The organism is Parabacteroides sp. TM07-1AC, assembly GCF_003480915.1.
GTDB classification, from domain to species: domain Bacteria; phylum Bacteroidota; class Bacteroidia; order Bacteroidales; family Tannerellaceae; genus Parabacteroides; species Parabacteroides chongii.
In genome coordinates this window covers 63,131-85,495 of record NZ_QUKD01000014.1, presented here as the reverse complement: position 1 = coordinate 85,495, position 22,365 = coordinate 63,131, and the positions used below count along the sequence as shown (strand labels likewise).

Sequence of the window (22,365 nt, the reverse complement as noted above, 5' to 3'; positions counted from 1 at the left end):
TCGCTGTTTATATACACTTATGATATCTCAGATACATTTTTTTAATCCCGGCCACGAAACAGCCGTTTTACTAGGTTCGGAAAATTACACACCTCCAACCAATGTGCAAAGGATGATAAGGGAGCTATCATGCCTTCCGGTATGGTATGCCGACAGTACCGATTATGTCTACGCGGAAGAGATTATCTCGCCCCGTTTTTTCTCCTTACTACCTAAAGAGCTCAGACCTTTTGCTACGCTCGTTACCGATAAAGAGTTGAAAGAGCAAAAAATGTCTTCCATAGAACTTGAAGCTGCTCCCTGGGGAATATCCCCGCACAGCCTGCATCTGTTCGAAAAATTAAAACAGAATTTCAATCTGAATTTGTCCATACCGACCTGGAAAGATGATTATTTCCGGTTGACCGGACGACAGACGGCAGCCGAGTGCCTGGAACTGATCCGCCAGCAATTACCGGATCTGCCTATTCCTGTTGCTCCTAAATTCTGTCGAAAGATCAGAGAAGTTGAAAAATACCTGATCCTACAGAACGCTCCATTTGTAGTGAAAACACCTTACTCCTCTTCAGGGCGAGGCTTATTATGGTTACCGGAACGCAAACTGACAACCAAAGACCGTAACTGGATTGAGGGAGCGATCAATAAACAAGGGATGGTCAGTATTGAATGCGGACTGAATAAGGTACAGGATATTGCCATGGAATTCTACTCTGACGGGCAGGGAAATGTGACGTATGAAGGTTTGTCTGTTTTTGGGACAGTAAAAAAAGGAGCTTACGCCGGAAATGTTCTGGGCAGCCAGGAATATCTGAGCGAACCGATCAAGCGCTGGGTTGGAGAAGAAGTCTATCTGCAGATACAGCAAGCTGTTACTCATGCATTGAAAAGTATATACGGGAATGTATATTGCGGATATCTGGGAGTAGACATGATCGTTTACAAAACCAAAAATGATGCATATGCAATCCACCCTTGCATTGAAGTCAATATGCGCTACACGATGGGAATGCTTGCTCTCCGTTTCAATCAGAAATACCTCGCCCCAAAAGCGATCGGAGACTTCAACCTCACCTATGAAAGTAAACAGGGAGAAGCCTATGAGCGTCATAGTTTTATGAAAAAAGCTTATCCTCTTACCATCGAGAACGGTAAGATCAGAGAAGGTTATTTGCCATTATGTCCTGTCACAAAAGACACTAAATACAGAGCCTATATTTTAGTTATGTAGATAGCCCGGACTATCTACATAACATTGACTTATTTATTGCGACGAACAGAACGGATGGTTCCTATGTCATCCTTGCTTCCTCCCAATTTATACCCCAAGGATAATCCAAAAGTAAATGTCCGGTCACGTACACCTTCCGCCAGACGGGTAAAACTAGGTAAATAGGCGATATTCAACCCTAACTGCATATTCCCGAAATCCTTCCGTATACCGCCTACACATTTCAAACCAAACAGAACCGGATAAAAGCCATCTATTTTCTCTTTAGTAGGAACAAACCCTTCCGGGCCATGTTGATCAAAATCTACATACGTTTGCGCCACCGATTTCAAGTTGAAATCAAGACGAGGGCCGAGACCCACAAAGAACGTATAGCCGTCACGACTTGTCCTCTTTATATCAAATGTCGTACTAACTGTCAGATAATGCAGTTTCTCTTTCAGTGTCACATCTCCTTCTCCTTGTAATGTAACCATTCCTACCTGAGAGCCTCTTCGCGTATATCCTATATTACTGGACAAATTATACCATCCTTTATCCAGATATTGCATTCCTAAAGCCATCTGATAAGGATAGACCTTATCCAACGCAAACTTAGAATACCGCATAGAAGTAATACTAACCCCATTCTCCAGCGTTACCACTTGTGCCTTCCCCGCCATAGCAACGAATAATAAAGCACACACGAACCATACACAACTCCTATTTCTCATAACCTGTATTTATTTGTTACAAAAATAAGAACGGAAGCCGGCTTCATTTCGTATGCCATCCCTGGGTATCCAGTACGACTATAGGGGATTTCTTATTGAAACGCAGCAAATTTATTCCAGCCCATCTTCTTCAAACTCTTTCAGTTCTTCCAATCCCTCTTTCATGGCATCCAGCTTTTTCCGGTCACACCGATATTCTACCATACCTCCAAAGAAAGCAATCAGAGAAGCAAGCATAAAAATTGCAATCTGCCAATTTCTTTCAAACTGTTTAAGTTCGATCATCGGGGAACACGGCAAGGTATACGACGAATAAACGAAAAGATTAATCCGCAGACAGGCAACAAGTCATCCCGTCGTCGGTTCAAAAACATTTTGCCAAGCTGTTGGCAGTGCTTTGCCATGCCTGTGGCAGAGTTGTGCCATCGTTATGGCAGACTCCTGCCATGCCTGTGGCAAAGCACTGTCATAATAATGGCAGGCCGCTCATCTAAGCATAGGAAGTCAGCCTCCCGCAAGTACTACCGATTATTCTTAATCAGGTTCATAAACTCTTCGCGAGTCTTTGCCTGCTGGAAGAAACCTGTGAAATCGGAAGTCGTTGTCAGGGAGTTTTGTTTTTCTACCCCACGCATCTGCATGCACATATGCTGTGCTTCGATCACAACCATTACACCCAGCGGATCGAGTGTCTGCTGGATACAATCCTTGATCTGCATCGTCAGGCGTTCCTGTATCTGCAAACGGCGGGCGAAGATGTCCACTACACGGGGAATCTTGCTTAAGCCTGTAATATATTTCTTAGGGATATAAGCGACATGAGCTTTTCCGAAGAAAGGCAACATATGATGTTCACAAAGAGAGAAGAAATCAATGTCCTTTACAATAACCATCTGCTTGTAATCCTCCTCCTGGAACATGGCGGAAGCTAATACCTGGGCAGGATCTTCGTTGTATCCTTTAGTTAAAAACTGCATAGCCTTAGCTACACGTTCCGGCGTTTTGAGCAGACCTTCACGTTCAGCATCCTCACCTAACAAACCAAGTATTTGTTTGTAATGACCAGCCAGTTCTTCGCGTTCAGCCAAGGTCTTTGCGTCTATATCTTTTGTCATTTCTGTGTATATATAATGGGGTGCGAAAGAGTTTCCGCATATATTAATTCAGAGGGATTCTTACTTCTTCTTTTACAATATACATTTCTTTTCCGAATGAAGGGAAAGCAGTCATCAACAGACGCTGCATATGATAAGCCTCTTCATGTGAACGGAAATCGCCTACACGCAGTTTCCAGAACGGAGCGGTATAGGTCACATAAGTCGGGACTGTCGGGAAAAGTTCCTTGATCTTCTTTTCTTTCTCAAAAGCTTCATCTTTCGACTTACGCTGGTTATTACCGGAAAACACCTGTGTCCGGAATCCTTGTATCTTCAGGAAAGCAGTACTGTCCGTCTTCTCGACATTTTCACCGTACATACGCACTCCGATCATTTTACGAAGGGCCTCCGGCTGGTTGACAATCACCTCGCCTTTACCCGGCTTCGATGTTTGCAAGTCGTCAAAGATCGTCTGAGCCGATCCATCCGTACTTATCTGTGCAGACGCTCCGGTCACACAGGCCAGCAACATGAATAATAAAGCGATACAAGGGAATTTCTTCATTGCGATTCTTTTTAGTGTAAAGCCAATATTTACCGGACGCAGACTGCGCGTGTCTGCGTCATCTGCGTCCGGTTTATTTGTTTCAATACATTTTACAAATGAATGAAATATTAAAATGCTTCGATGATCGGCATGAATTTATCAACAGCCAAAGAAGCACCACCGATCAGACCACCGTCTACGTTCGGTTTAGAGAACAATTCTTTAGCGTTGCCACCGTTACAGCTACCACCATACAGGATAGTGCAGTTGTCAGCTATTTCCTGACCATATTTAGCAGCTAATGTTGCGCGGATATGAGCGTGGATTTCTTCAGCCTGTTCAGCAGAAGCAGTCTTACCTGTACCAATTGCCCAAACCGGTTCGTAAGCCAATACAATCTTGCCGAAATCTTCAGCAGAAAGATCGAACAAAGATTCTTTGATCTGTGCGTCTACAACCTCGAAATGTTTGCCAGCTTCTCTCTCTTCCAGCACTTCACCGATACAGAAGATCGGAGTCAGGCCGTTAGCCAGAGCCAATTCAACTTTCGTTTTCAGGATAGCCGGAGTTTCGTGGTAGTAAGCACGTCTTTCAGAGTGACCCAGGATCACATATTTAGCTCCTGTAGAAGCAACCATAGCAGCAGAAACTTCACCAGTGTAAGCTCCTTTTTCCTTGTCTGCACAGTTTTCTGCAGCGACACCGATCTTATCTGTATCGATAGCAGCAGCAACGCTTGCCAAATGAGTGAACGGAGTACCGATGATTACATCACAGTTGATAGCTTTGCCTTTCAGGGCTTCGTTTAATCCTTTTGCTAATTCCAGGCCTTCCTGAAGAGTAGTGTTCATCTTCCAGTTTCCTGCAACAATATTCTTTCTCATGACTTAATTAATTAAATATATAAATACAATAAAATCTTTTATTCAGCCTCAGCTCTCCGTCTCCGTCGGAAACGGAAAAAGTCATATACCCAAACGAGCAGCAAAGGTACGGTAAAAGTCGATAGGATGGTAACAAGCCAGCCATCTTCTTTCTCTTTTGTTTCACTCCCGTTCAGATGTTCTTCTATGACGGACTTTACATGTTCCTCATCGGGGATATCGTTATAATGCCATTTAGCCATCACCGTACCGTCTTTCAACAGCACCAGTCCGGGATTGGAACGGATAATCGTTTTCAGCAACACTTCGTCTGCCATACGGAACGGATATTCAGCCCCAGTATTGTCACTCCATTCGTCGATCATTTCAGGCGAAGAACCGGTCACGCAATAAAAGGGCAATTCATGTTCGAGCGCATAATCATACACACCGTTTATTTCATCGATCTTTTCGTCGTTTGCCTTTTCCAGTTTCGGAGCTATCAGCAAGAGGACCGGTTGCGGGTTATGCAATATATTGTCGGTCATATCGTCACCTTCTCCGTCATAGATATTAAAGGAAGCCACGGAAGGCTCATATCCTTTCTTTATCAGTTCGGTCTTCGATTCGACAAAGGTCCAGGTACTGTCCTCAGAAGGATAATCTTCCAATGAAAACTCCTTCTTGACACCCTCTTTCTCATAAACAAAGGTATACTTATACTCGTCTTCAGGCGCTCCTTCCGGAATAGACATCAATTGCGGTATATTTGCTCCTATTTTATAAGGCCGGAAATCCATCACCGGCAGATGGTTGTAATTCCAGTAAGCAAAACCTATACAGAAAAAGTAGGAAAACAAGGCAACAAACCAGTACACCTTATAGGTAAAACACTGGAACATCTTACCGGAATGCATAAATACCATGATGGCAGCAGCAGACAGGACCAGATTCTTGAAGAAAGTCTCCCAGTTGGAAATCACAATCGCATCCCCGAAACAACCACAGTCGGAAACCGGATTGAACAAGGCAAGATATAACGTCAGCGGCGTCATGAACGCCATGAAAAGTAAAACAAGGAAAGAGTTATAGCGACGATACACCCCTAAAAGCATGCAGACACCCATCGCAAACTCGGCAGCTGAGAGGGCAAAAGAAACGAGGGCGGTAAAAGGCTGCAACATATCCAATCCGAAAGAAGTCAGATAATCGCCTATCTTAATGGCTCCTCCCACCGGATCGACCGCCTTTACAAAACCGGAGAAAATAAATACGACTCCGATCAGCAGACGGCTACACTCTGTCAGTATCTTTATTGCAGTCTCTTTATAGTTCATATATTACTCTTCGCCGTATTCCAGTTTGATCAAACCGAACAGAGCATAATTAATCATATCCATATAATTGGCATCCACGCCTTCCGAAACGATTGTTTTGCCGCCGTGGCTTTCGATCTGCTTGGTACGATAGATTTTCATCAGGATCAGGTCGGTATAAGAACTGATACGCATGCTTCGCCACGCTTCGTCGTAATCATGATTCTTGGCATACATCAACTCTTTGGTCTCCGTAATGTATTTATCATACAATGCCAATGCTTCCTCGTTCGTCATATCCGTGGTATCTGAAAAACCTTTAGCCAGCTGGATCAATCCGATCACGCCATAATTAACGATGGCTACAAACTCGGGACGTATCCCTTCATCCACCATGCTCACCCCTTTGATCTCAAGGCTACGGATACGGTTTGCCTTAATAAATATCTGGTCGGTCAACGACTGGGGACGCATGATCCGCCAGGAAGGACCGTAATCTTTCAACTTCTTTTCGAACAACTCCCGGCACTGGGAGATCACTTTTTCGAACTGTTCTTTCGTATCAGCCATATACTAAATATATTATGCCGCAAAGATAGTAAAAAAACAACAAAGGCACAGATGTTGTTTCCAGCTGTGCCTTTCCTTTATCTTAAAAATAACTTATTTACAACGGATGGAACGTCCCAGTTTCAATACGGTTGTCTTGGATATTCCGTTCATCTCACACAACTTGCTGACAGTTGTTCCATATTTAGCAGCCAAGGCCCCCAGCGTATCGCCGCTCTTGATACGGTGATAAACAGGTTCTGCAGCCTGAGCTGTTGAAGCATTTCCTGTCAGTGAAGCAACAGGTGTCACGGCCTCTACGGTTGTTGTCTTAGTTGTTTTAGCAGCCACAGTCGTCGTTGCTTTTGCTGCAGCCGGTTTAGCCTCCGATTTAGCAGCTACGCTTGAACTTCTACCTGCACTGCACCGAATAGACTGACCTAAGCGAAGCATTGAAGTACTCTTAATACCGTTCAAACGGCAAAGCTCATTCACGCTGGTTCCGTACATACGTGCAATCTTACCCAGCGTATCACCCGATTTCACACGGTGGTAAACCATTTGGTCGCTGGAAGAAGTATAAATATTACTCTTGCGTCCGTTAATCTTTATATTATGGAATACATAAGTATCCTGGTGAGGCACAGAGTTTTCGAAGTCAATAATGTCGGCCGGATTGATAGCCTGTCCCAGGAAGCGGGTTTCAAAGTGAAGATGGGAACCGGTAGAACGTCCGGTATTTCCTCCTAATGCGATCGGATCACCTGCGCGTACAATATCATTTACATTCACTAACATTTTCGATAAATGACCGTATACAGTTTCCAGTCCGTTCGGATGGCGAACCACCAGATAATTGCCGTATCCACGACGTTCGAAATTACGAATACGGACTTTTCCGTCAAATGCGGCACGGATCGTATCACCGATCTGAACCTTCAGGTCAATCCCCTTATGCATACGGCGACGACGAGGACCATATTTGGAAGTAACCCGTGTCATAGTATCAATGGGAAGTATAAATGTCGAACAATCTATTTCACATGAATCAGGCATTTCTACTTTGGAGCCACCACGGAAAGGATCAACCCAACGGGTATCCCAATTTGAGCCGTACAACTCGTCTGCGGGAAACATGAGAGCTTCTTTATCAGCCAGTGTTTCATCAACACGGGCATTGATTTCGGCCAGTTCTTTCAAACCCATATCTTTACGGATAGTGACGCGGTCAGCCATCAGTTCAGATACGCGTTTGTCCATTTTCACTATATGTATAGTCTGCTTTGGAGTATCTTCCCCTTTAGGCTGTGCCGAAACTGCCGATGCCATGAGGGTAGTACAACAAATAAAAAGTAGTGTTCTTATCTTCATTTTTATCATTTTTCGAAATGGAATCCAGGAGTAAAATAAGCTGTGAAACAGACCCTATTTTTTACAAATCGACCAAAGTTCGTTATTTTGAGCAAGTTGACAAAACACAATCCGGAAAAATTTCCGCAATGAAAGTAAAGAAACTTAAAACCACACCCGTATTACATTGAAAAACAAAAGCTCTGCTGAAAATATGTTTTACAACACATCAACTAATCATTCCCCAGTTTATCTTTCTTGTGAAAAGAGTTTTTAACCTTTCGTTCAAAATCCGGTTAGGTTCGGACAGTAACTCCGGGTCTTTGTCCAAAACTTCCTGTGCAATATCGCGGGCATATTGAAGTATCTGACCATCGGCTGCCAAATTCGCTATTTTAAGGTCCAGTCCCTCTCCGCTTTGCTGCGTTCCTTCCAGATCACCATGTCCCCGGAGACGGAGATCGGCCTCGGCTATTTCAAATCCGTTATTGCTGTTCACCATTATTTCCAGACGCTTACGGGTATCATTGCTTAATTTATAAGAAGAGACAAGGATGCAATAGGACTGCTCTGCACCACGTCCCACCCGACCACGCAACTGATGTAGCTGCGACAAGCCGAAACGCTCAGCACTTTCAATCACCATCACGGAAGCATTCGGCACATTCACGCCCACCTCTATCACTGTCGTAGCCATCAATATCTGTACCTCTCCGGTAATGAATTTCTGCATTTCCGTCTCTTTATCCGCTGCTTTCATCTTTCCGTGTACCATACAGACTTTATATTCGGGAAAGACTTCCTTAAAGGTTTCGAATCCATCTTCCAAATTCTTATAATCCAGCTTCTCACTTCCTTCGATCAGCGGATACACCACATAGACCTGGCGTCCCAACTGAATTTCTTTCCGCAGGAAATCGTATAACTGAGCTTTTTTATTGTCATAACGGTGTACGGTCTGAATCGGTTTACGACCCGGTGGCAATTCGTCGATAACGGACACATCCAAATCGCCATACAAGGTCATAGCAAGCGTCCGGGGAATCGGCGTCGCCGTCATTACCAGTACGTGAGGCACAACGGTATTCTTTTTCCATAAACGGGAACGCTGCTCCACACCGAAACGGTGTTGTTCATCGATAATAGCCAACCCCAGCGACGAGAACACGACTGTTTCTTCAATCAAGGCATGCGTGCCTATAACAATCTGTATTTCACCGCTGGCAATAGCCGGCAACAGTACATTACGCTCTTTCTTTTTGGTCGATCCGGTCAATAAAGCGACACGAATATCCATATCCTTCAGAAACTCCATCACAGTAGCATAATGCTGCGTTGCCAGAATTTCCGTCGGTGCCATCATACATGCCTGGCAATGATTATCGACAGCCAGCAGCATGGAGAGCAAAGCGACCAATGTTTTTCCACTTCCCACATCCCCCTGCAACAGACGGTTCATCTGCCGTCCGCTTCCCATATCGGCACGGATCTCCTTGACTACCCGCTTTTGTGCACCGGTCAGTTCGAACGGGAGATACTCTTTATAAAAGGTGTTGAAATAGTCTCCGACAGTAGGAAAAACGATTCCTTTCAGCTTGAGTTTACGCAGGCTGGCGGTACGAAGGATATTCAATTGTATAAAAAAGAGTTCGTCGAATTTCAGTCGCAACTGGGCAAGTCTCAGTTTCTCTGTCGATTCGGGGAAATGGACATTGCGGATCGCCTCTTTCAACGGCATCATCTGAATGCGCGACAAGACGTCCGCCGGCAACGTTTCCGGTAAATTCCAGTTCAACGAACTCAATAAAGTATATTGCAAATTCTGGATCGCCCTCGAATTGAGGAACGATTTCTTCATCTTTTCCGAAGTATTATAAAAAGGGGTCAGCCCTGCTGCCACCTGATCTGCCTGATCGATCGGATCGATATCGGGATGGGGTATATTATAGATATGTCCAAATTCAGTCGGTTTGCCGAATACGATATACTCCGTTCCCGTTTTATATTTATCAGTCACATAATTAAGTCCTTTAAACCAAACCAGGTCGATCGTCCCGGTCCCATCGGAAAACTTGGCAACCAAACGGCGGGTTCTTCCTTCACCCACCGTATCATAATACAGGATACGCCCCTTCAACTGAATATAAGGCATATTCCCCGTTATCTCGGAAACCTTATAAAAACGACTGCGGTCAATATATTTATACGGGAAATAAAACAACAAATCTTCATACGAAGATATTCCGGCTTCTTTCCGTAATATCTCCGCTTTCTTCGGGCCTACACCCGGCAGATACATGAGGGATCGTTTGTCGAGATCAAGCATAGCTGTCTATTTGGACAGCGAATTTATTATTTTTATAGTCACAATGCAAATTTATAGCCAACTGAAAGATTTACTCTGGAATAACTTTCACCTGCTATATCTTTGAACCAGAAAAAGCCCACATAATATTTGCGATACTCCAAGCCACCCTCAACCGCTGTTCCCACATTAAACTCTAATGCCGATCTACCGACAAAAGGTCCTACATTCATACGAATATTCATAACTCTGGTAACTGGCAGACAATAAGAGGCATACGATTTGTTCAATAAAAAAGAGATGTTGGCAAATACTGTAAATCAGAAAGCCTTACTATACCGGACTTTATGATTTACAGCGTTAGACTTTTATCCCGTAAAATCAAACTTTCGGCAACCAGTAAATCAAAAGGTGTCGTAATTTTTATATTCTCCCGGTTTCCGGTAACCATGTGAATAGCTTCCCCCATCGCTTCCACGACAGATGCATCATCTGTAAAAAGAGCAGAAAACTCTTGTTCATAGGCTTTCAATAACAGGTCGGAAGAAAACACTTGCGGCGTCTGTACAGCAAAATAACGGTTGCGGTCTACCGGATGAGAGCCTTTTTCGTCTGTTTCGCGTAAGGAATCGATCATCGGCATAACGGGAATAGCGGCTCCGTTTTTTTCCGCTTCATCGAAACAGGCAGCAATCACTTCGGAAGAGACAAACGGGCGTACGCCGTCATGCACCGCTATCAGGACTTTTTCATTTCTCCCGGATGTATTTCCAATTTCTTCCGAAAGGAATTGCAAACCGTTCCGAACGGAATGAAAACGCGTCTCCCCGCCATTAGCAATCCGGTGAGGTACTTTGCATCCGATTTCACGACAAAGCATATTCCAATAAGACTGATGATCTTCGGGAAGAACCAACACCAGTTCAGCCGAAGCATCCCACCGATGAAACGCTTCCAGCGTATGCATCAGGACAGGTTTCCCCTCCAGCGGGATAAACTGCTTTGGCAGGTCTCCGCCCATCCGAAGTCCTTTCCCTCCGGCAACGATCAGAACGTATTTACGCATTATTCCAGTTCCTCCAGTACCTTTTTAACTTCTTCGTCTACTTTATATAATTTCTCCTTACACAATTTGATCAGCCGGGTCGCTTCCTTCACTTTCTCGGAAAGGACATCCACATCCAGTTCGCCGTTCTCTATATCGGCTACGATTTTACGCAGTTTTTCTACTGCTTCATTGTATGTTTCCTCTTTCTTTGTCATATATCGGAATGATTTATTTTTTAACGATACTCTTCACATCCCCATCCGCAAACCGGGTAACCAGTTCGTCGCCGGAACTCAGTTCGGTGGCATGTTTAATTATTTTGCCGTCTTTGAGGGCCAGGCTATAGCCTCGTTTCAGTACATAATCGGGAGAAGCCATTTTGATGAACTGCTCCGTCAGCTGGATAAAACGAGCCTTTTCTGTCAAACGGGAAGTAGCCCGATTCTGCAATTGCATCTGCATACTTTCCAAAGTCGAACGGCGACGAAGCAGCATAGCTGAAACCGAAGACGGCAGTTTATTACCGACCATTTGCAAAAACGAACGGTTACGCTCGATCCGGTTCGTTACGATCACCGGCAAACGTGCGCCCAGCAATTGCAGAAAGTTTTTCTGTTTCAACAAAATGTCGGTAGCCAGTTCACTCACATCCTGCTGAAGCTCTTCCAACTCTTCGGCAGCGGCGTCCATACGACCGATCAGAAACTCAGCCACCGCAGTAGGCGTTTTCATCCGTGTGTGAGCGACCAGATCCAGAATTGTATCATCGCGTTCATGCCCGATGCCGGTTATTACAGGCAACGGGAACTGCGCACAGTTCGCTGCCAGCAGGTAAGAATCGAAACTATTCAGGTCAGACGTAGAACCACCGCCACGAATGATCACGACTACATCAAAACAATCCATATGGCGATATATACGGTCGAGTGCAGCGATAACCGACTCCTCTGTCCTTTCTCCCTGCATCAAGGCAGGAAACAATTTGGTATAGAAAGAATAACCGGCTTTATTACCCTCCAGCTGATTCAGAAAATCTTCATAACCGGCAGCCGTAGGAGAAGTAATGACGGCAATACGTTTCGGCAGGACAGGGAACGGCAATTCCTTATTCAATGCAAATACACCCTCCTCTTTCAACTGGCGTATAATCTCCATCCGCTTCCTCAACATATCCCCCAACGTATAAGCCGGATCGATATCCAACACCGTCAGGCTGTATCCGTATAACTCATGAAATTCCACAGAGATCTTTACCAACACCTTTAACCCGGATGCAAATAACTGTCCGGTCTCCATCTCAAAATAAGGCTTCAGCATCCGGAACGTCTTCGCCCATATCGAGCCACGCGCCTTTGCCACCAATTGTCCGGTAACCGGATTCTTTTCGATAAACTCCAGGTAACAATGGCCGGAAGATGCATTTGTCCGCACATCACTCATCTCTGCGCGTACCCAGCAAGTGCCGGGAAAAGCTTCGCTGATAGCGGAATGGATCCGATTGTTCAGCTCCAACAAAGAGAACTCCCTGCGCTCATTTCCCGTATATTCCGAATTAATGTTCTGTCCTGGCATATTGCATTCCTTTCTTATAGGCTTTATAGATATTCGGTATACCATATCCCAACTCAGCATCAGGCCGTTTGGATTGGCTTGACATTTCCTGTAATAAAGCAATGATCTCTTTATTGGTCAATTCCGGCAATGCCTGCCACAGACAGACACCCATTCCGGCCAATATAGGCGTTGCGAAAGAAGTTCCACTGGCATAACGGATATTCCCATACGGATCGATCACACAACTGCCTGATCCCAATGCGACAACATCCGGTTTCACACGGTAATCGGCAGTAAAACCGACAGAGCTGAAAATACTTTTCTTCTTATCTTCCGTGACTGATCCTACCGTCAGGATATCCGAAGCATCCGAAGGGAAAGTGATTTTTCCCCAACTGCCGTTTCCTTCATTTCCGGCACTACAAAACATCAGGATACCTTTTTGTCCGGCTATATGGGCTGCCTGACTGATCAATGAACTTTTCCCGTCAAGGGCAGCCTGATCATAAGACAGTTCGTCCGCATCAAAAGCAAAATAACCCAAAGAAGAAGAAATGACATCTACACCTACACTATCCGCATATTCGACAGCCGCAGCCCAATAATCTTCTTCTATCGGATATTCCGAATCGCTGTCTTCACTCTTGATCAACAGATAAGAGGCTTTAGGAGCCGTACCGACCATTATACCGGGCATATTGGCAGCCATACAGGATAATACTTTCGTTCCGTGATCATCCGCCTCATAGACGCTGCGCCCCGGATAAATCACATTGTGCGTTCCGATCAGCTGCAGGGAATCGAATACACAGATACGGTCGACATTCCGGAAGCCGGCATCGATCACAGCCACACGCATTCCTTCTCCCCTGAATCCGGCTTCATGCAATTTAACCCCGTTCAGCATCTTAATCTGGTTTTCCGCATATCCATATTTTGCTTTCAGAGGTGTATCTGTTGGAGACAGGCGGATTTCCTGGTCGTCCTCCTGAGCAGGAACCACATCATTCCCTTTCCATACCCATTTCACTGAATCGACCATGGTCAGTTCTTTCAGCCGGTCGGCAACAGTACTATCCTTGCTGGTAACAACTACGGTCGAAAGCCATTTACTCTGCACAACAGGTTCTCCGCCACTGGCAACCAATGTATCCAGGTAAGCCCTTGAAATAGGCAGATCAGAAGCGGTAACAGGTATTCCCGTCTTTTTACGCCGCTGGATAGACTCTTTCGACAGGAATGCCTCCGGTTCATCTACAGAAAACCCGGAGTCGCCTTTATCTTTCAGATAGACACGGAAGCAGTAGTTTTCTCCGGCAGTAAGCCACGAAGAAAAACAACATAATAAAATGAACAGTCCTATATATTTTTTCATGGAATCATATAACTCAACCCTACAAAAGTAGTAATTGCCGTGAATATAAAAAAGCCCGGCTACTCACCAGGAGGCCGGGCTTCTATTTTTTAGAATATTTTATTCGTTTATGTTGCAGATAGGAATCTCGCGTTTTACACTCTGACGCAAAGATATCAATGTTTCTGTAGCCGTAACACCCGGTATTTCTTGAATCTTAGAGTTTAACAATTCCATCAGGTGCTCATTGTCGCGTGCATACAATTTGATCAGCATAGTATACGGACCTGTTGTAAAATGACATTCAACCACCTCCGGTATCTTCTCGAACTCAGGTACTACATCTTTATACATGGAACCGCGTTCCAACTTTACCCCGATGTATGTACAGGTGTTATATCCCAGAATCTTAGGATTAATATGATAACCCGACCCAACGATCACATTCATATCAATCATGCGCTGTACCCGTTGATGAATGGCTGCACGCGACACGCCACACTCTTCAGCTACATCCTTGAAAGGAATCCTGGCATTCTTTGAAATAATGTTCAATATCTGCCGGTCCAGTTTGTCTATTTTCTCCATCTTCTCTATCGCTTTATTATACGCTCTTGTTATTTATATATCAAAAGTATATAATTATTTTCAACAATCTATCATTCTGAAAGAAAAAAAGTAGTAAATAAATAATAAAAGCGGGCAAATAATGCTTTTTAGCATAATTTACCCGCCTCTTTATCTACAAAATGTAGAGTTTCTTTTTATCGCCTTATTTTACGATATCCAATAATTCTACTTCAAATTTCAAAACGCTGTTCGGTTTGATATTGCTTCCGCGAGGAGGCTGTTGGCCATAACCTAGTTCAGAAGGAACCCAAACTATATATTTAGAACCAACCGGCATGATCTGCAGAACTTCTGTCCATCCCGGAATCACACGGTCTACACCGAACTCAGCCGGTTCACCACGTTCTACAGAGCTATCGAATGTAGTTCCATCCAGTAATGTACCCGTATAATGTACTTTTACTTTATCTTCTTTTGTAGGTTTTGCACCTGTACCTTCAGTTTCTACTTTATATTGCAAGCCGCTTTCTGTTGTGATAACGCCTTCTTTCGTTTTGTTTTCAGCAAGGAATTTATCACCTTCATCTTTTGCTTTTTGGGCTTCTTTAGCCTGAGCCTCTACGAAATAAGTATTCAGATAAGCCTGAGCCTGTTCCATAGTCATCTTCGCACCAGTAGTGTCGCTCTTCAAAGCTGCTTCGAAACCTGCCAACAGATCGTCTATATTCACAGGACCGCCAGGCATACCTTCCAGATTCTGTTTGAACATACTTCCGTTCGCAATACCGATTGCATAGCTCGCGCTATCCGCACCAGTTTTCAGGCTCGCACTTCTTTTTGAGTCACAAGATGTGGCAGAAACGCCCAACGCTACAATAACCGTAGCAACTAAAACATTAATCTTTTTCATTTTTCTCTATAAATTATTTTACTATGTCCAATAATTCAACATCAAACACCAATGCGCTGTTCGGCTCGATAGCTTCTCCTGCTCCGTGCTCGCCATAAGCCAGGTTGGAAGGAATGAACAGTCTCCATTTGGAACCTACCGGCATCAGCTGCAATGCTTCCACCCATCCCGGGATTACCTGTGATACTCCGAATACAGCCGGTTCACCGCGCTGTACTGAACTATCAAACACTGTACCGTTGATTAAAGTTCCGTGATAATGACATTTTACGCTGTCGGAAGCAGTCGGTGTCGGGCCTTCACCTTTCTGAAGTACCTGATATTGCAATCCGCTGGGCAGCGTTACAACGCCTGCTTTTCCTTTATTAATGTTCAGGAATTCTTCGCCTGCTTTCTTATTGATCTCAAATTTTTCTTTTTGCAGCTTCATGAAGTAATCGTTGATCACCTGCTTAGCTTCGTCATAACTGATTTCAGGAGTCTGGTCACCCAAAATATCTTTTAATCCTTTTACAAAGTCTTCAATTTGAAGATCATTAATGCCCGAGTTCTGGAAATTATTTCCGATACTTAAGCCAAGTGCATAACTTACTTTATCCATTCTTTTTCGTTTTCAACTAATTACAAGCTACAAAAGTAATGCTTTTAACTACACAAACGTCATCAAAAGGTACTTTTTTATTACTTTTGCATCTGTTATGGGGAGAAAGCATTGAAACTATTCCACAGCAGGCCAAAAGATCATTCGCCATACCCCCTGTTTTTCTAAACATTCTGACAGACAAATCGTTTATATATTAAAACGATAAGGTTATGAGACACATTAAGAAATGGGGAATAGCGCTGGCTGCAATCACGGCTAGTGCACAGTTTAATCCGGCAGATGCCTGCACCAGAGTTGTCTATCAGGGAAAAGATAATACAGTATTGACGGGACGGACCATGGACTGGAAAGAAGACACCCGCAGCAACCTTTGGATATTTCCGCGGGGAATGCAGCGTAACGGCGAAATAGGTAAAAATCCTCTGGAATGGACTTCCAAATATGGCAGTGTAGTGACTTCAGCCTACGATATCTGCAGTACGGACGGAATGAATGAAAAAGGACTGGTAGCCAACTTGCTTTGGCTGGCTGAATCGGAATACCCGCAATGGGACGGGAAGAAACCGGGATTGTCCATTGCTGCCTGGGTTCAGTATATGCTGGATAATTTTGCAACAGTGGATGAGGCAGTCGCTTTTGTCGAAAAAGGGACATTCGAAGTGGTATCGGATATGATGCCGGATGGTACCCGGATGGCGACATTGCATCTTTCCATCTCTGACGATAAAGGTGACAATGCAATCTTTGAATATGTAGACGGCAAGTTAAACATCCATCACGACAAATCCTACCAGGTCATGACAAACTCACCTGTTTTCGATCAGCAGTTGGCTTTGGACGATTACTGGAAGAACATCGGAGGGACGACTTTCTTACCCGGAACCAACCGGGCTGCCGACCGTTTTGTACGTGCTTCTTTCTATATCAATGCCATCCCGAAAGTAGAAGACATGCGTACAGCAGTGGCTAGCGTATTCAGTGTGATCCGCAACACATCTGTTCCGTTAGGAATCACAACACCTGACCAGCCGAATATTTCATCGACGATATGGAGAACGGTCTCCGATCAGAAAAATAAAGTCTATTATTATGAATCGACTATCCATCCCAATATCTTCTGGGTGAATCTCAAGGATGTGGATTTTTCAGAAAAGGCATCCGTGAAAATGCTGGATCTCGTGAGCGGCAAAACGTATGCCGGTAATACGGCAGATCAGTTTGTTACTACTAAACCTTTTAAATTCCTGGGAGCTCATTAAGCTCCCTTTTTTATGCAATATCCTCACTCAACTTCACCCGAAGGTCATTTTGATAGGTATGCATGAACTTCTCCAAATCGAAAAACAAGTAGGAAAGGAGTTTGATGATAGGATTTTTTATCCGAATGGTTTCCGTTGATGTAAAATGCGTTCCGCCTGTACTGGTTGACTTCAATTCACCTTTCCAATGGCCGGTGAATCCGTTCCCCCGGATAATATCAAACTCATACAACGAATAAGGCTGTTTATTGGCTGTCCGGAAACGAATGACGGAACCATTCTTCGCGATCTCATCCCAAACTTCTATCCCATCATTTTCTTCTATAATGACCACCTTTTCCAAATCGCTGCGATAACCACAATCTGCGTTATTCGTCAGCGCATTATAAACCTTTTCCGGCGATGCATTGTAATAGCATTCGCTGGTTGCGGTTCTTTCATTCGGCAGAAGAAGGCCAACAATACAAATCAAAGCCACAATCCCCACCACAATAATAAAAAAGTAAATAAAAAAGGACATCATTATAATCTAATTTCTAAATAACTGAATCACTGATCTTTCGCAAATGTAACCAATTAAAAGAATATAACAGAAACATTACGGATAAAATTAATACCTCCTTTTCCCGTCTCCCCTGGTCCCGGTTTCTTTATTTCATATACAGGGAATAAAAAACAAAAGTTCATTTCAATTCCTTATTCCGGAAAAAATATTCGGATCGTATAAACAAAAAAGGTTTGCTCCAATAGCAAACCTCCATAAACAATTAAAGCCTGTCTCACGACAAGCCCTAATCAAACTTTGTTAACCTTAAATCTAATACTATTATGAAAAAACCACAGTACAAAGATACGCCTGCAGCAAGCATTTGTCAAGCTTTTTACAGACAATATATGTTAAGCATAAAAGCCCCTTTCGCCAAAAAGTGTTAGCTAAAATAAAACTATATACAATACTGGCAAAAACTGCTAAAATTAACAATTAAAATAGACTTTCTTTGCTGAAATATCCGATATAGACTAGATCACCAACTCGGCATACAGCTTCTCGAACGTCGCCTCCAGATCGCAGGAAAAGCCGGGATGCGGACGGGATGTCTGTATCGAAGAACTGCGCACAGCCGTCAGCCAGCGGAAACGTTCAGGGATATCCATGGCAGCGATAGGACCTGCGCTCTTTGCCCCCGAACAGATATGATCGAATACTTTCAGAGCAGCATACAACGAATCCATATCCAGCTCTGAGGAAAACAGACGGAGCTTCTTCTCGTCCACCTGATAACGCGCCTTTATAAAGCGGGCCTGTTTCGAGAACATGATAATACCTACATTAATAAACTCCTCACGTTCCACCCGGGGAACAAAACGGATAACGGCGTATTCATATAAGTGCTTTCCTTGCATCTTGTGCTTCTTTTATAAATGTTTCGGAATGGGCAATCCTTTCTGTCAAAAATTCAATATAGACTTCTCTTATCTCCTGCGGCATACCGGGACTTTCACTCCAATGCAGCCAGTCGTCCGGAATCAGGGAGACGATCTCACGAACCTTTTCCGGAGTAAGCAAACGTTCGAACTCGGCATTCACTTCTTCCAGCTTACCGGCCTCCGGCAACAAAGCATGATCCTTGATCTGGATAAACGGACTCAAAGCGTGTTTGTGCCAGTTCGACCATGAATAATGGAAGTAAAGCGATGCACCATGATCGATCAGCCACAATTCCTTATGCCACATCAGCATATTGGTATTGCGGGTCGTACGGTCCACGTTGGTCAGCAAGGCATCCAACCAGACGATCTGCGAGGCCAGCTTTTCTCCTACCTTATTAACTACCGGATCGAATGTCAGTGCGCCCGACAGGAAATGTAATCCCAGGTTCAGACCACGGCTCGCCTGTAACAAATCCTGTATCTCCTCATCACCTTCCGTTCGTCCGAAAGCCTCATCCAGATTTAGGAAGACCAGCTCCGGAACACGAAAGCCTAGTGCACGTGCGACTTCACCACCGATCAGTTCGGCAATAAGCGCTTTGGTTCCATGACCGGCGCCACGGAACTTTACTACATATTTATATTCATCGTCGGCTTCAGCCAAAGCCGGCAACGAACCGCCTTCCCGTAAAGGCATAATATATCTGATCACATTCGCTGTTCGCAATTCCATATTCAAATGCTTTTGACAAAGATAAAGATACTTCCTGTTTACACAAAAGAAACAATCAACATCTCTAAAACAATATAAACAGGCGGTTGTTTTAATTGAAATAAGTTATGAGATGTAACCGTTAGGCAAGCCGGTAGATATTTCCCGGCAAAGTCCTGATCAAACCGTTCATCTCCAGTTCAAAGAGCAAAGATGACAGTTCACGGACAGGCAGATTCAATGCAACAGCCAGTTGGTCGATATGCATCTCGCCTCTTTCACGGAGAACGGTTATTACCGGTGCTGTCCGCTCATCTTCCCCGAAAAACAATTCAGTCTGAGCAGGGAGGGAAGAAGCTGTTTCCTTTATATCCCAGCAAAGCGCCGAGATAAGGTCGGAAGCGGAAGTTATCAGCCCAGCCTTATTCTGCCGGATCAAGGCATTGCAGCCTTTTGAATGGAGATCGTTTACCCGACCGGGAAATGCGTAGACATCCCGTCCATAGGAGAAAGCAAGATCGGCAGTGATCAGCGAGCCGCCTTTCTCGGCAGATTCTATCACGACCGTCGCATCCGCCATACCGGCAACAATCCGGTTACGCCGTACAAAGTTTGGCTTATCCGGTTCCGTTCCACTACGAAATTCGGTCAGCAAACCTCCGCGGTCCAACATATCCACTGCTACGGAACGATGCGAAGGCGGATAAATACGATCCAACCCGTGAGCCAGTACACCTACCGTCGGCAAATTCGCTTTAAGCGCAGCCCGATGGGCACATACGTCGATACCATAAGCCAGTCCGCTTACGATCAGTAAGTTCGGGATAGAAAGCGAAAGGGTGTGTACCAGTTCGTCCGTCATCGCCCTGCCATACTCCGTTGCATGACGGGTTCCAACAATACTGATAATACGAGAAGCATTCAGATCGGCACCGCCTTTAAAATAGAGAAGCACCGGAGCATCAGAGCACTCCTTCAAACGTTTCGGGTAATTCTCATCTGTCAGGAAATAACAGGTGAGCTGGTTCTTTTCGATAAAGGCTAACTCTTTTTCCGCTTGCAGAAGGACTTCCGGGCGTTTGACAGCAGCGGCCGTAGCCGAACCGAAACCCGGAATCTTCTCCAATACATGTTGTGTCTCCGTAAAAACGGCTTCCGCATCACCACAGGTTTGCAGAAGCTGACGGGCCAGGATATCTCCTACCCCGTTTATCATAGTTAAGCCAATTTGGTAAATCCGGTTGTCTGTCATAATCTATCTCATAGTTTATCCTGTATCCTTTTAAGCATTTCGTCGAAATATTCGCCGCGGGTCAGCTTGCCGTCCTGCACAACAACAGACTCAACTTTCCCTTTGGTAGCCAGCACACCGTCCGAAGCCCGATAGATATCCTGTTCAAAAACCAGTTTCACGCCTTTCTTATACACATTCAGGCAGGAGATATAACTGTCGCCGCTCTTCAAGGATGTTTTATAATCGATCTCCACATGAGAGACGAAGCCGTCCACCCCTTTATCGTGCATGGCTCCGAAATTCTCGCCCAGCGATTCGAGGAACTCATGACGGGTATGTTCCATATAATGCTGATAGTTGGAGTTGTTCACTACTCCCTGCAGGTCGCATTCATAGTCGCGCACCTTGTCTGTCAGTTTAAAAATATACTCTTTCATTATTTCAGTTCTTTATCGTTGTTAGGTACCATTTTATACAGGCGGTCGGAAGGGCGTACCTTTTCAGATACTTTGAAGGAGAAACGCTCGCCTTTTACGGTTTCTTCCACCGGCTTCAGGTCGACACGTATCTCATCGATGGTCTGCATCACCGCACCGGTTGTCGGGCCTGTGATCAGAATCTCATCTCCCGCTTTCAGCGAGCCCGATTCCATTTCAAATTCAGCCACACCGATGCCGCTGAAGTATTTGATGCCTTTCGCCACATATACTTTCTTTTTGGTCGAACCGGAACCATACTTGCTGCTCCATTCCCCCAAACGCTGTCCCAAATAATAGCCGTCCCAAAAGCCCCGGTTGAAGACGCTTTTCAGACGCTCGTCCCAGACGGCGATCTTTTCTTCATCATATGTTCCACTGCAATAAGCCTTCACTGCTTCTTTATAACATTCAGTCACGAGACGCACATATTCCGGTCCGCGGGCACGGCCTTCGATCTTGAATACCCGCACGCCTGCATCCATCATCTTGTTCATGAAATGGATCGTTTTCAGGTCTTTGGGCGACATGATATATTGGTTTTCTATATCCAGTTCGATATTGCTGTCCTTATCTTTCACCGTATATCCGCGGCGGCAGATCTGCATGCAAGCACCCCGGTTGGCGGACGCATTCATTTCATGCAGGCTCAAATAGCATTTACCGGAAACAGCCATACACAAGGCTCCGTGGGCAAACATCTCGATACGGATCAGTTCGCCTCTCGGACCGGTTATCTGCTGTTCTACAATCTGTTTGTAGATTTCGGCTACCTGTTTCAGATTCAATTCGCGCGCCAGCACCACCACATCGGCAAACTGGGCATAGAACTTCAGCGCCTCCACATTCGATATATTCAGCTGGGTAGACAGGTGAACTTCCTGCCCGATCCGGTTCGCATAGCTCATGGCTGCCACGTCTGCCGCAATAATTGCAGAGACTTCCGCTTCCTTTGCCGCATCGATGATTTCACGCATCAATGCCAGGTCTTCCCCGTAAATAACCGTATTAACCGTCAAATAACTCTTAATACCGTGTTCCTTACAGATGGAGACAATCTTACGCAAATCGTCCGTGGTGAAATTATTGGAAGAGCGCGAACGCATATTCAGTCCTTCAATGCCGAAGTAGATGGAGTCGGCTCCTCCCTGGATAGCTGCCATCAACGACTCATACGAGCCGACCGGCGCCATTATTTCAAAATCTTTCTCGTTCAAAGCTGTTTGGTTTTAAATTAGAAACTAC

The 22,365-nt window shown here is 44.7% G+C and carries 25 protein-coding genes; 2 read left to right on the top strand and 23 right to left on the bottom strand.

What is annotated here, in order from left to right; translation table 11 throughout:
* The first annotated feature begins 19 nt into the window (after window positions 1-19).
* A complete protein-coding gene (locus DXD68_RS22190; RefSeq protein ID WP_122363644.1) occupies window positions 20-1,228 on the top strand; it encodes a hypothetical protein in 1,209 nt (402 codons plus the stop codon).
* Window positions 1,229-1,257: 29 nt separating this feature from the next.
* Here DXD68_RS22190 and DXD68_RS22185 read toward each other — a convergent pair whose 3' ends face one another.
* The 17 genes from DXD68_RS22185 to DXD68_RS22110 form a co-directional block, all read right to left on the bottom strand.
* The gene (locus DXD68_RS22185) at window positions 1,258-1,941 is read right to left on the bottom strand and encodes a hypothetical protein (protein ID WP_122363643.1); all 684 of its coding nucleotides are present in this window, start codon (window positions 1,939-1,941) and stop codon (window positions 1,258-1,260) included.
* Window positions 1,942-2,052: 111 nt separating this feature from the next.
* A complete protein-coding gene (locus DXD68_RS24160) occupies window positions 2,053-2,226 on the bottom strand; it encodes a hypothetical protein (RefSeq protein WP_158585921.1) in 174 nt (57 codons plus the stop codon).
* A gap of 236 nt (window positions 2,227-2,462) precedes the next feature.
* Complete coding sequence (folE, locus tag DXD68_RS22180; RefSeq protein ID WP_122363642.1) at window positions 2,463-3,056, bottom strand: GTP cyclohydrolase I FolE; 594 nt, start codon at window positions 3,054-3,056, stop codon at window positions 2,463-2,465.
* Window positions 3,057-3,099: 43 nt separating this feature from the next.
* Window positions 3,100-3,603 (bottom strand): SPOR domain-containing protein, encoded by a 504-nt coding sequence (locus tag DXD68_RS22175; protein WP_122363641.1) that lies wholly within the window; start codon window positions 3,601-3,603, stop codon window positions 3,100-3,102.
* Between the two features lie 110 nt (window positions 3,604-3,713).
* Window positions 3,714-4,469 (bottom strand): triose-phosphate isomerase, encoded by a 756-nt coding sequence (gene tpiA / locus DXD68_RS22170; protein WP_122363640.1) that lies wholly within the window; start codon window positions 4,467-4,469, stop codon window positions 3,714-3,716.
* A 38-nt stretch (window positions 4,470-4,507) separates the two neighbouring features.
* Window positions 4,508-5,785, bottom strand: a complete 1,278-nt coding sequence (locus tag DXD68_RS22165) for a BT_3928 family protein (RefSeq protein ID WP_122363639.1) — start codon at window positions 5,783-5,785, stop codon at window positions 4,508-4,510.
* Between the two features lie 3 nt (window positions 5,786-5,788).
* A complete protein-coding gene (locus DXD68_RS22160) occupies window positions 5,789-6,334 on the bottom strand; it encodes a DUF1599 domain-containing protein (protein WP_028728255.1) in 546 nt (181 codons plus the stop codon).
* Between the two features lie 93 nt (window positions 6,335-6,427).
* Window positions 6,428-7,684, bottom strand: a complete 1,257-nt coding sequence (locus DXD68_RS22155; RefSeq protein WP_122363638.1) for a peptidoglycan DD-metalloendopeptidase family protein — start codon at window positions 7,682-7,684, stop codon at window positions 6,428-6,430.
* A 208-nt stretch (window positions 7,685-7,892) separates the two neighbouring features.
* The gene (gene recG, locus DXD68_RS22150; RefSeq protein ID WP_122363637.1) at window positions 7,893-9,989 is read right to left on the bottom strand and encodes an ATP-dependent DNA helicase RecG; all 2,097 of its coding nucleotides are present in this window, start codon (window positions 9,987-9,989) and stop codon (window positions 7,893-7,895) included.
* Between the two features lie 38 nt (window positions 9,990-10,027).
* Window positions 10,028-10,213, bottom strand: a complete 186-nt coding sequence (locus DXD68_RS24155) for a hypothetical protein (protein WP_122363636.1) — start codon at window positions 10,211-10,213, stop codon at window positions 10,028-10,030.
* Between the two features lie 107 nt (window positions 10,214-10,320).
* Window positions 10,321-11,034, bottom strand: coding sequence for a 2-C-methyl-D-erythritol 4-phosphate cytidylyltransferase (locus tag DXD68_RS22140; RefSeq protein ID WP_122363635.1), 714 nt, complete (start codon window positions 11,032-11,034; stop codon window positions 10,321-10,323).
* Window positions 11,034-11,231 (bottom strand): exodeoxyribonuclease VII small subunit, encoded by a 198-nt coding sequence (gene xseB / locus DXD68_RS22135; protein WP_046145623.1) that lies wholly within the window; start codon window positions 11,229-11,231, stop codon window positions 11,034-11,036. Before xseB ends, DXD68_RS22140 begins: the two co-directional genes overlap by 1 nt.
* Before the next feature lie 13 nt (window positions 11,232-11,244).
* Window positions 11,245-12,588 (bottom strand): exodeoxyribonuclease VII large subunit, encoded by a 1,344-nt coding sequence (gene xseA, locus DXD68_RS22130; RefSeq protein WP_122363634.1) that lies wholly within the window; start codon window positions 12,586-12,588, stop codon window positions 11,245-11,247.
* Complete coding sequence (locus DXD68_RS22125; protein WP_122363633.1) at window positions 12,569-13,945, bottom strand: S8 family peptidase; 1,377 nt, start codon at window positions 13,943-13,945, stop codon at window positions 12,569-12,571. Before DXD68_RS22125 ends, xseA begins: the two co-directional genes overlap by 20 nt.
* Window positions 13,946-14,044: 99 nt before the next feature.
* A complete protein-coding gene (locus DXD68_RS22120) occupies window positions 14,045-14,512 on the bottom strand; it encodes an Lrp/AsnC family transcriptional regulator (RefSeq protein ID WP_005860962.1) in 468 nt (155 codons plus the stop codon).
* Window positions 14,513-14,696: 184 nt separating this feature from the next.
* Window positions 14,697-15,404: an FKBP-type peptidyl-prolyl cis-trans isomerase gene (locus DXD68_RS22115; protein ID WP_122363632.1), complete on the bottom strand. Its 708-nt coding sequence runs from the start codon at window positions 15,402-15,404 to the stop codon at window positions 14,697-14,699.
* Window positions 15,405-15,417: 13 nt separating this feature from the next.
* Window positions 15,418-16,005 carry an FKBP-type peptidyl-prolyl cis-trans isomerase gene (locus DXD68_RS22110; RefSeq protein WP_122363631.1) on the bottom strand — a complete coding sequence of 196 codons (588 nt, stop codon included), beginning with the start codon at window positions 16,003-16,005 and terminating at the stop codon, window positions 15,418-15,420.
* A 212-nt stretch (window positions 16,006-16,217) separates the two neighbouring features.
* Between DXD68_RS22110 and DXD68_RS22105 the strand changes: the two genes are divergently transcribed.
* A complete protein-coding gene (locus DXD68_RS22105; RefSeq protein WP_122363630.1) occupies window positions 16,218-17,267 on the top strand; it encodes a linear amide C-N hydrolase in 1,050 nt (349 codons plus the stop codon).
* 10 nt (window positions 17,268-17,277) lie between these two features.
* On the opposite strand, the gene DXD68_RS22100 is transcribed toward DXD68_RS22105, so the two are convergent.
* The 6 genes from DXD68_RS22100 to DXD68_RS22075 form a co-directional block, all read right to left on the bottom strand.
* Window positions 17,278-17,790 (bottom strand): hypothetical protein, encoded by a 513-nt coding sequence (locus tag DXD68_RS22100; protein WP_122363629.1) that lies wholly within the window; start codon window positions 17,788-17,790, stop codon window positions 17,278-17,280.
* A gap of 497 nt (window positions 17,791-18,287) precedes the next feature.
* Window positions 18,288-18,671: a DUF3037 domain-containing protein gene (locus DXD68_RS22095; RefSeq protein ID WP_122363628.1), complete on the bottom strand. Its 384-nt coding sequence runs from the start codon at window positions 18,669-18,671 to the stop codon at window positions 18,288-18,290.
* Window positions 18,649-19,431, bottom strand: a complete 783-nt coding sequence (locus tag DXD68_RS22090) for a HipA family kinase (RefSeq protein WP_122363627.1) — start codon at window positions 19,429-19,431, stop codon at window positions 18,649-18,651. Before DXD68_RS22090 ends, DXD68_RS22095 begins: the two co-directional genes overlap by 23 nt.
* A gap of 121 nt (window positions 19,432-19,552) precedes the next feature.
* Complete coding sequence (dprA, locus tag DXD68_RS22085) at window positions 19,553-20,662, bottom strand: DNA-processing protein DprA (RefSeq protein ID WP_122363626.1); 1,110 nt, start codon at window positions 20,660-20,662, stop codon at window positions 19,553-19,555.
* An 8-nt stretch (window positions 20,663-20,670) separates the two neighbouring features.
* On the bottom strand, window positions 20,671-21,081 hold the full coding sequence (locus tag DXD68_RS22080; protein WP_122363625.1) for an acyl-CoA thioesterase: 411 nt from the start codon (window positions 21,079-21,081) through the stop codon (window positions 20,671-20,673).
* Complete coding sequence (locus DXD68_RS22075) at window positions 21,081-22,337, bottom strand: peptidase U32 family protein (protein WP_122363624.1); 1,257 nt, start codon at window positions 22,335-22,337, stop codon at window positions 21,081-21,083. The genes DXD68_RS22080 and DXD68_RS22075 overlap by 1 nt, the downstream gene beginning before the upstream one ends.
* Window positions 22,338-22,365 lie beyond the last annotated feature (28 nt).